We start from the raw sequence: 10,408 nt of genomic DNA, 5'->3' as shown, positions 1-10,408 counted from the left end.
AAAAAAGCATTCAAAATTAATTGAATGCTTTTTTATTATTTACTGTTTTTTAAATGTCTTTGTTGTAGGTAGTATACCGGGATACCGATTAGTGTTAATAGTAATCCGATTAATGCTAATCCAGTTTGAGTAACTAGGGTTTCAGCAAGAATGAAGATACCACCGACTAACGCGATAATTGGGACGATAGGGTACCATGGAACTTTGTAAGGACGAATCATTTCTGGTTCCTTACGACGAAGTTTGAACACAGCGATAAATAATAGACAGTTAAAGATCCACATAACGAACACTAACATGTCAGTTAATAGGTCAAAACTACCCGCAAAAATCATTAAGATGGCAATCACAAATTGGAAAATTCCTGAAGTGTATGGCACCTTAGTTTTCTTGGATAGTTTTGAGAACCAATCACTAAATGGAAGCGACTTAGTTTGACCCATGGCATATGGGATTCTCATACCAGCTAGTGTGTATCCGTTTAATGAACCATAAACAGATACTAAAATACCGATAGTAACTAACTTACCACCGAATTCACCGAATAGCTTAATGGCAGTTTCTGAAGCAGTGTTTTGGTTACCAGCAATTTGATCAATTGGTAATGTCTTCAAGAAGGCAACGTTTACCAATGTGTAAATTACCATAATCGCACTTAAACCAATAATGATTGCTTTTGGCAAGTTCTTCTTAGGGTTCTTAATTTCACCGGCAACATCACAAACCCCAATCCAACCATCATAAGCAAACATAGTTGCTAGAAAACCTGAACCAAAGGCAGTCCAAACATTTGCATGGTCACTTGGACTAATTGGTAGGAATGAAACGTGAACTGCACCTGGAATAAATAGACCAAAAATAGCAATTAAGAAAATTGGAATTAATTTAAAGATTAAAGTAGCAGTTTGCACGTTTCCACTGAACTTAGAACCTAAGAAGTTAATGAATAGCACACTTAGTGCTACTAAAATCGCAACCGGATTTAATAGCTTAGGATCTAAATGGAATAGGTTAATTAATTGAGTAGTGAAAATAATTGCTTCTGCGGCAATGTTAGCAGGGTAGTAGACCAAGATTTGGGCCCAACCCATTGAAAAACCGGTTAGGGGACCATAAGTATAATCAAGATACTTAATTGCACCACCGGTCTTTGGAATCGCAGCTGCCAATTCTGAAACAGTTAAACCAGCACAGATTGTTAATAATCCCCCAACAATCCAAGCTAGGACAGTCAAAGTAAATGAGTGAGTACTGTTAACAACACTAGCGGTTTTAAAGAACACACCAGCACCAATAACAGTTCCCATAACTGTTGATAGGGCAGCCATCATGCCGATTCCACGTTTTAACTCTTCGTTTTGCATGACGAAATCCTCCTAGTAAATATATAACATAAAAAAAGGAGGGGTCTCAAAAATAAGACGCCCATCCTTTTGTTAAATAACGTTAATTAAATTAATCGTTGTTTTCAACATCATGTTTACGTTGGAATTCAGCAATGTTCTTGTATTCAGTTTGAAGTTGACGACTCAAACGAATGTAGATAGGAGCTAATTCACGGTAAACTTTGTAGTTGTCAGGGTTTGGCTTGTGAGCGTTTGTTACACCAACGAAGTCTTTAACCTTTTCTAGGTTATCAATGATACCTAGTGAGTACATACCTAAAGTAGCAGCACCTAAAGCAGTACCTTCAAAACTTTCTGGAATAGTAACATCTTGTTCAAAGATATCAGCTAACATTTGACGCCATAGTTCTGAACGAGCGAAACCACCAGTAGCTTGAATGCTTGTTGGTTTACCAATTACTTCTTCTAGTGCAAGACTAACAGTGTATAAGTTAAATACGATTCCTTCTAGCGCTGATCTAATCATATGTGCACGAGTGTGGATACGAGTTAAACCAAAGAATGAACCACGAGCGTTAGCGTCCCAGATAGGAGCACGTTCACCACCTAAGAATGGGTGGAATAGTAATCCATCTGAACCTGCAGGAATTTGTGAAGCAATTTCTGTTAATAGGTCGTATGAATCCATGTGCATTTGTTCAGCAGTAACCTTTTCAGGGGCACATAGTTGATCTCTTACCCAACGGAAGACGATACCACCGTTGTTAACAGGTCCACCAACAACCCATTTGTCTTTTGATAAGTAGTAACAGAAAACACGACCCTTAGGATCAATAACAGGTTTGTCAGTAACGACACGAACGGCACCAGAAGTACCAATTGTAACAGCTAGAACACCTGGCTTAATAGCGTTAACACCAAGGTTAGCTAATGGACCATCTGAAGAACCGATAACGAATGGAGTATCTTCATCGATACCAATTACGTTAGCGTAAGCTTTGTTTAGTCCCTTGAATTGGTAAGTAGTGTCAACTAGTTCAGGAAGTTGGTCACGTGATACACCAGTTAATTCTAGTGCTTCATCGTCCCAATCCATCTTGAAGATGTTGAACATACCAGTTGCATTGGCAATTGAGTAATCTTCTTTCAATTCACCAAATAGCTTGTATAGGATGTATTCTTTGATACCAACAAAGTAAGCTGCCTTGTCGTAAACATTTTTTCTTTCGTTCTTTAGCCACATTAATTTAGTAAGTGGAGTCATAGGATGAACTGGGGTACCAGTCTTTTCGTATAATTCCTTTGCCTTACCGCTTTCCTTTAATTGGTCAGCGTAGTTAACGGCACGGTTATCAGCCCAAGTGATAGCACGAGTCAATGGCTTGTGGTTTTCATCTAATAAAATTAAACTGTGCATAGCACATGAGAATGAAATACCCTTTAATGTACCATGTTGTAGGTCTGCCTTACGTAGAACTTCGGTTAAACCTGCAAGCATGGCAGAGAAGATTTCTTCTGGATCTTCTTCGGCCATATCTGGAGTATCTTGGTATAAAGGATAACCATCGTTTGAGTATCCCTTAACTTCTCCATCGGTATCGTACAAAACAGTTTTTACACTGGTTGTTCCAATATCAACACCAATGATGTAGTTCATAACATAACTTCCTTTCAATCTAAAAAGAGAGACTTAATTTATTTTCAATAATGTTAACTATTATAATAAAATCCGCATAAAAAGTCATCACTAAATTTATTTAGTTACCGCTTACATTATATGGAAAAGCGCCAGTTCTTTCAAGTCTTTTAACATGTTTTATAGTAATTTGATACGATTATGATTATAATAAAGATAATTGTACGAAGGGGTGATCGAATGGATTCCCGAATGAGTTTATATCATCAAAATAAGAATAATAGTTGGCAAAAGATGGTAAAAAAATATAAATGGCTTATCACAATCATTGCTGTATTGTTTATTAGTGTTTTAGGATATGTGCAATATGAAAACTATCAAAACTACTTGATTGATAAATATGAAGTCAAAGGAATTATGATTAGTCAATCAAATGCCTATATTGATTTCGTTAGCCTAGCACAAAGTGGACAAAACTTTGTTTACATTCGTGCTAGCCAAGGGGCTACATATACTGATGATGATTTTAGTGACAACTTTCAGAGAAGCCAAGGATCAGGACTACAGGTTGGTTCCTATCACGTTTTTAGTACGCAAAGTAATATCAAAGACCAATTAAAGAACTTCACCAAAGAAGTTGGCACAGATTACGGAACCTTACCACCAATGGTTGATGTTGAAGGTGATTTATCAACATCACAAATCGAAAAACTATCTAATTTTATTTTCTTGTTACATCGTTATTATGACACCAACGTCGTTGTCCGCAGTAGCTATCATATTTTTACACATTTAGATGATAAGATTACTCATGATGTGCAATATTTCAGTCAGAATATTAACAATAAACGAGCTAATTTTATTGAAGTGAAGAATAACCGAAAAATTAACATAGATGGTTCCAACGTCATAGTTAACCAAGTCGCCTTTAATGGCACGACAGCCGGCTGGCGTCATTACCTAGTCAAAAATCAAGACCGCTAATCGTAATTAACTCATAACTTTGGTAAAATGTAATATTATAGATGAAACAAAAAATAGGGGAAAAACATGCTAGAACAATTTCAAAAATATTTCGATAAATTAGGATACGATAAACAAACGTTGATTCAAGAACGTGTTTATCCAATTATTAAAAATCACGATAGCGTCTTGGGACTATCACCAACTGGATCTGGAAAGACAGTTGCCTTTTTAATTCCTAGTATCGAAATTCTAGAACCAGAAGGTGGTTCACAATTACTTATCATTGAACCATCACAAGAATTAGCAATTCAAACTGCGAAAGTAGCGCGTAATTGGGCTAACTTACGCGGTATGAAAGTCCTAGCTTTAACTGGTGGTGCTAATATTAAACGCCAAATGGAACGTTTGAAAAAGCACCCGGAAGTAATCGTAGGAACTGCTGGTCGAATTAAAAATTTAATTGATGATAAAAAACTAAAAACACATCTTTTCTCAACTGTGATTATTGATGAAGCTGATGATTTACTACAAGGTGAGACACTAACTGTTGTTAGAGAAATCGTGGGTTCATTAATGTCAGATGTGCAACTGGAGTTTTTCTCAGCCACTGCCACACCAATCCTGGATGAATTAGGAAGTTGGTTTAACCAACCTAACATTCAAAAGATTGATGTGCGTGATGAAGATAAAACTCAAGGACATGTTGAACATGGATTGATGAACGTGTTACGAAAGAACCGTAATAAGATGTTGGCACGTTTACAACACGTTGCCGGTTTTAAAGCATTAGTCTTTTTCAATCAAACTGTTGATTTAAACAAGACATACAGTTTCTTTGTTCACAACCATTATCAAGGAGTCGCCAAATTAACTTCTGATCAAAACCAAACTAAACGGCAAAAGGCGATGGATGATTTCCGTTTAGGTCGTATCAAGCTATTGCTTACCACAGACGTGGCAGCCCGTGGTTTGGATATTGCCAAATTACCAGCGGTGGTTAACTACGACTTACCTGATGAAGCCATTGATTATGTTCACCGTGTTGGTCGAACTGGTCGAATGGGTGAAGATGGAATGGTGATTAACTTTGGTGATGACCATGATTTAAGAGATTTACGCAATCTGTTATCTGACTATGATTTTGATTTTCAAACAATTCATTTCTATAAGAATAAGATTGTGCATGAAGTACCGAAAGAAGCTACCATTAATAATGTAGAAAAAACGGTTACTAAAGAAAGTAAATCAAATTCAGATGCACCAAAAAAACAAACAAATGTTAAGAAGGCTAAGAAAGTCGTTTCTAATCCAGCACCGAAAAAACGTGTAAAGAAGAATAAGCATACTAAAAATAAAGGGATGCGTAACAAGTGGCGTAAGAATAACGCTGAAAAATCATAATTTCTTTACATTAAAATATTAAAATGCGACAATATTATTTGTTGCTTTTAATGGCTCCATAGCACAACTGGATAGGGCGACCGCCTCCTAAGCGGCTGATCTCGGTTCGATTCCGAGTGGAGTCATAAAAAAAGATACTAACTTTGGTTAGTATCTTTTTTATATTTACATAACTTTTACTTTAAAATAACTTTAAATTTACAAAGCCCTTCTATACTAAGCTTGTAACATAAATTTTGGATAGGAGATATTGATATGATTAAAATGAATAAGATAGTATCAATTGCTTCAGTTATTTTAGTATCAGGTGGTTTATTAGCAGCATGTGGAAGTTCACAAAGTTCTTCAGAAAGTAATCAAGATATTTCAGTTGTTGGATCAACTGCACTTCAACCATTAGTTGAACAAGCTGCGAAAAATTACCAAGATGAAAATTCAAAGGTAAACATTTCAGTACAAGGTGGCGGTTCTGGAACTGGTTTAAGCCAAGTTCAATCAAAGAACGTTTCTATCGGTGATTCAGATATCTTTGCTGAAAATCAAAATGGTGTTGATGCCAAACAACTAACTGATAACAAAGTTGCTGTAGTTGGAATGGCGCCAGTAGTTAACAAAGGAGTAGGTGTTACTAACATCAGTCTAGATAACATACGTAAAATCTTTACAGGTAAGATTACTAACTGGAAAGAAGTCGGCGGAAAAGATCTAAAAATTGATGTTATCAACCGTGTAAAAGGTAGTGGAACTAGAGCCACATTTGAATCAAACGTATTAAAAGGTGAAACTGCTATTCAAACCCAAGAACAAGATTCAAACGGAGCAGTTAAAAAGATTGTTTCAGGTACTCCAGGTGCAATTAGTTATCTAGCATTCTCATTTATTGATAAGAGTTTACAAGCTCTATCAATCGATAAGGTTGCACCAACTGACAAGAATGTTGAAACTAATGCATGGAAGATCTGGTCATATGAACACATGTACACACCAAAAGATTCAAGTAAAGCAGCAGATGCTTTCATTAAGTACATGCAATCAGATAAAATCCAAAATGGTTTGGTAAAAAATCTAGGCTACATTAGTATCAAAGACATGAAGGTTACTAAGGATAGTGCCAACAACGTAAAATAAATTCATCATTAAAAATCATCCAAAAAGCCTAATGTTAAACTTAGGCTTTTTTTATTAAATCTTAAATTTACATAAAATTTACAAAAAAACCAAAATAGCTTTACAAACGGTTGTTATACTTTATATGTAAATTAAAAAAGGATGATTTTAATATGATGAAAATTAAGAAATGGTCGTTAATGACAGCCGTTGTATTAATGGCGGGATCAGTGTTAACTGCGTGTGGAGTTAACTCCGCATCAAATAATAAAATTACAGTTGTTGGTTCAACTGCCTTACAACCATTGGTTGAAGAAGCAGCCAATGCATATCAAGCTAAAAATAAAGGACTTTCCATAACCGTTCAAGGTGGGGGTTCAGGAACTGGATTAAGTCAACTTCAAGCTGGCGCCGTAACTATCGGTAACTCAGATGTTTTCGCTGAAAATCAAAAGGGGATTAAAGCTGAAAATATCGTGGATCACCAAGTGGCGGTAGTTGGAATTACACCAGTTGTTAATAAAGAAACTGGGGTTAAAAACATTAGTTTAGAAAACCTTCGTAAAATCTTTACAGGAAAGATTACTAACTGGAAACAATTAGGTGGTAAGAATACACCAATCGAAGTAATCAACCGTGTAAAGGGTAGCGGAACTAGAAATACATTTGAAAGTAATGTTTTAAATGGTGAAACTGCTGTGAAGGCACAAGAACAAGATTCAAACGGAACTGTTCGTAGAATCGTCGCAACTACTCCTGGTGCCATTAGTTATCTTTCATTCTCATTTGTTGATAAGACACTTCAACCATTATCAATTGATAATGTAAAACCAACAGATAAAAATGTTGAAACAAACGCTTGGAAGATTTGGTCATATGAACATATGTACACTAGCAAAAAGATTAGCGAAAATACCAAGAAATTCTTAGAATACATTGACTCAAAAGAAGTTCAAGACGGACTTGTTAAAAAACTGGGTTATATCAGCATTCATAACATGAAAGTTAAACGTGATGCTAAAAATCAAATAGTCCACTAAACGGAGGAAGATCATGGAAATTAATAAGAAAATATTAATGCCCTCAAAGGAAACACGCCAAGAAAAATTTGGTCGTACTTTAAGTTTTATTAGTATTTCAGCAATTGTTGTTTTAGTTGCGTTAATTCTATACTTTATCATTTCAAAGGGTGTTTCAACATTTACTCAAAATCACGTTAACTTATGGGATTTTATTAGTAAACAAGATTGGTCACCTTCAACCATCGGTAAAGATGGTAAACCAGAAGTCGGGGCACTACCAATGATTGTGACATCATTTAGTGTTACTTTCTTATCCGCATTAATCGCAACACCATTTGCGATTGCGGTGGGAATTTACATGACTATCATCGGTCCTAAGAAGAGCCGTGGTTTCTTACAAACAGTTGTTGAACTACTAGTAGGGATTCCCTCAGTAGTTTACGGATTCATTGGTTTAACAATTATCGTACCAATCGTAAGAACATTATTCGGTGGAACTGGTTTTGGGATTCTATCAGCAACCATGGTGTTATTTGTAATGGTTCTACCAACAATCACATCACTTACTGTTGATAGTTTAAATGCTGTTCCAAAACATTTATCAGAAGCTTCATTAGCACTAGGGGCAACGCGTTGGCAAACTATTTACAAAGTAGTTTTAAGATCAGCTACTCCTGGAATTTTAACCGCGGTTATCTTTGGGATGGCCAGAGCATTCGGTGAAGCACTAGCGGTTCAAATGGTAATTGGTAACGCCATCTTAATGCCTAAGAACCTAATTACTCCAGCTTCAACATTAACTAGTCAACTTACTACAGGAATCGGAAACACAGTTATGGGAACTTTAGGAAATAATGCGCTATGGTCATTAGCACTAGTTCTACTATTAATGTCTCTATTCTTTAACATCTTAGTTAAGTTGATTGGAAAGAAGGGTAAGTTGAAATGATTAATCCAAAATTAGCCAATAAAATTGCTACCGGAGTTATCTACGGATTAGTTCTTGTGGTAATTGCGATTTTAGCAGCCTTGATTGGATACATCTTAGTAACTGGTGTTCCACATATTTCATGGCATTTTCTAACAACACAATCTCAATCATTCTTAGCAGGTGGTGGGATTCGTGATCAACTATTTAATTCTATTTACTTATTAGTACTAACATTGATTATTTCATTCCCAATAGCATTAGGCGCAGGGATTTACCTAGCTGAATATGCACCTAAAAATTGGATTACTGAAATCATCAAAACTACAATTGAAGTTTTAAGTTCACTTCCTTCAGTGGTAGTTGGACTATTCTGTTACCTAGTATTCGTTGTTCAAATGAAGATTGGTTTCTCAATTCTATCTGGAGCAATCGCATTAACATTCTTCAACTTGCCATTGCTAACTAGAAACATCGAAACTTCAGTGGAATCAATTTCTGATTTACAAAGAGAAGCCGGTTTATCATTAGGATTATCCCAATGGAAAACCATTATTGGAATTATCCTACCAGCAGCGGTTCCTGGAATTATTACTGGGATTATCTTAAGTGCTGGACGTGTCTTCGGTGAAGCTGCCGCATTGATTTACACTGCCGGACAAAGTGCTCCATTCGTTGATTACAGTAACTGGAACATCTTCTCAGACACCAGTTTCTTAAATCCACTAAGACCTGCTGAAACACTAGCAGTACACATTTGGAAGGTTAACTCAGAAGGAATTACACCAGATGCTAACGCGATTTCAAGTGGTTCATCAGCCGTGTTAATCATTGTAATCTTACTATTCAACGTATTAGCACATTGGATTGGAAATCGCTTATACAAGAAAATGACTTCTAGCAAGTAGGAAGGGATCAATTATGAAAAAATATAATTTAGATCAACAATATGTGCGTGATTTTGCGGTTGAAAACGCGATTGAAGCAAAACACGTTAACGTTTCATACGGCCAACATCAATCTATCTTTGATGTATCAATGTCATTTCCTAGATTTAAAGTAACTGCGATGATTGGTGCTTCTGGTTCAGGAAAATCAACATTCTTACGTTCAATAAACCGTATGAATGATAATGTGGCGACAGTTGACGGTAAAATTATGTACCGTGATGTCAATATTAACGATGACAAGATCAACGTTTATGAATTAAGAAAACACATCGGAATGGTATTCCAACGTCCGAACCCATTCGCCAAATCAATTCGTGATAACATCACATTCGCATTGAAAAAGCATGGAATTAAGGACAAAAAAGAACTAGATGAACGTGTTGAAACTAGTTTAAGAGAAGCCGCATTATGGGATGAAGTTAAAGACAAATTAGACGAAAGCGCACTTTCACTATCAGGTGGACAAGCCCAACGTTTATGTATCGCTAGGGCGATTGCGATGAAACCAGATGTATTGCTATTGGATGAACCAGCCAGTGCGTTGGATCCAATCTCAACATCTAAGATTGAAGACACATTAAATCGTTTGAAAGAAAAATACACTATCATCATCGTTACTCATAACATGCAACAAGCATCTCGTATGAGTGACTACACTGCATTTTTCCACCAAGGACATTTAATCGAATTTAATAAGACTTCACACATTTTTACAAGACCAAAAATGCAAGCAACAGAAGACTATATTTCAGGAAACTTCGGGTAGGTGAATTAGATGACTTCCATTTTAAAAACAGAAAATGTTCATTTGTACTATGGTGATAAAGAAGCATTGCATGGCTTCGATATGGAATTTGAAGAAAATCAAATCACTGCATTAATCGGACCATCTGGATGTGGAAAATCAACATACTTAAGATGTTTAAACCGCATGAATGACTTAAGAAACAATACAACAGTAACTGGTAGCTTTAGATTGGGTGACCAAGACATTTACGCACCAACTACTGACATGACTGAATTAAGAAAAGAAATCGGAATGGTGTTCCAAC

General features: G+C 36.1%; 10 protein-coding genes and 1 tRNA gene. 9 read left to right on the top strand and 2 right to left on the bottom strand.

All coding sequences use genetic code 11. From position 1 onward, the window contains the following. Positions 1-35 precede the first annotated feature (35 nt). Positions 36-1,364 carry an APC family permease gene (locus M3005_RS05620; RefSeq protein ID WP_293794451.1) on the bottom strand — a complete coding sequence of 443 codons (1,329 nt, stop codon included), beginning with the start codon at positions 1,362-1,364 and terminating at the stop codon, positions 36-38. 91 nt (positions 1,365-1,455) lie between these two features. Further along, entirely contained in the window at positions 1,456-3,003 is a 1,548-nt protein-coding gene (gntK, locus tag M3005_RS05615) for a gluconokinase (RefSeq protein ID WP_293794449.1), read from the bottom strand. A 219-nt stretch (positions 3,004-3,222) separates the two neighbouring features. Here gntK and M3005_RS05610 point away from each other — a divergent pair, with 219 nt between their 5' ends. From M3005_RS05610 to M3005_RS05570, 9 genes are all read left to right on the top strand, one after another. After that, positions 3,223-3,966: a GH25 family lysozyme gene (locus M3005_RS05610; protein ID WP_293794447.1), complete on the top strand. Its 744-nt coding sequence runs from the start codon at positions 3,223-3,225 to the stop codon at positions 3,964-3,966. Positions 3,967-4,032: 66 nt separating this feature from the next. Beyond that, positions 4,033-5,349 (top strand): DEAD/DEAH box helicase, encoded by a 1,317-nt coding sequence (locus M3005_RS05605; RefSeq protein WP_293794446.1) that lies wholly within the window; start codon positions 4,033-4,035, stop codon positions 5,347-5,349. A 52-nt stretch (positions 5,350-5,401) separates the two neighbouring features. Continuing rightward, positions 5,402-5,474 (top strand) — tRNA-Arg (locus tag M3005_RS05600). A gap of 139 nt (positions 5,475-5,613) precedes the next feature. Beyond that, positions 5,614-6,477, top strand: a complete 864-nt coding sequence (locus M3005_RS05595) for a phosphate ABC transporter substrate-binding protein PstS family protein (protein WP_293794455.1) — start codon at positions 5,614-5,616, stop codon at positions 6,475-6,477. A gap of 161 nt (positions 6,478-6,638) precedes the next feature. Further along, on the top strand, positions 6,639-7,496 hold the full coding sequence (locus M3005_RS05590; RefSeq protein ID WP_293794454.1) for a phosphate ABC transporter substrate-binding protein PstS family protein: 858 nt from the start codon (positions 6,639-6,641) through the stop codon (positions 7,494-7,496). Positions 7,497-7,506: 10 nt separating this feature from the next. After that, entirely contained in the window at positions 7,507-8,427 is a 921-nt protein-coding gene (pstC, locus tag M3005_RS05585; protein ID WP_053950292.1) for a phosphate ABC transporter permease subunit PstC, read from the top strand. Further along, positions 8,427-9,314 (top strand): phosphate ABC transporter permease PstA, encoded by an 888-nt coding sequence (pstA, locus tag M3005_RS05580; RefSeq protein ID WP_293794453.1) that lies wholly within the window; start codon positions 8,427-8,429, stop codon positions 9,312-9,314. The genes pstC and pstA overlap by 1 nt, the downstream gene beginning before the upstream one ends. 13 nt (positions 9,315-9,327) lie before the next feature. Next, positions 9,328-10,122 (top strand): phosphate ABC transporter ATP-binding protein PstB, encoded by a 795-nt coding sequence (gene pstB, locus M3005_RS05575; RefSeq protein ID WP_293794445.1) that lies wholly within the window; start codon positions 9,328-9,330, stop codon positions 10,120-10,122. A gap of 9 nt (positions 10,123-10,131) precedes the next feature. Continuing rightward, positions 10,132-10,408 (top strand): ATP-binding cassette domain-containing protein (locus M3005_RS05570; RefSeq protein ID WP_293794443.1); only part of this gene is annotated, 277 nt, incomplete at its 3' end.

This window comes from Apilactobacillus sp., assembly GCF_025290035.1.
GTDB lineage: Bacteria > Bacillota > Bacilli > Lactobacillales > Lactobacillaceae > Apilactobacillus.
The sequence above is the reverse complement of the archived record's forward strand: the minus strand, read 5'-3'. Positions and strand labels throughout refer to the sequence as shown.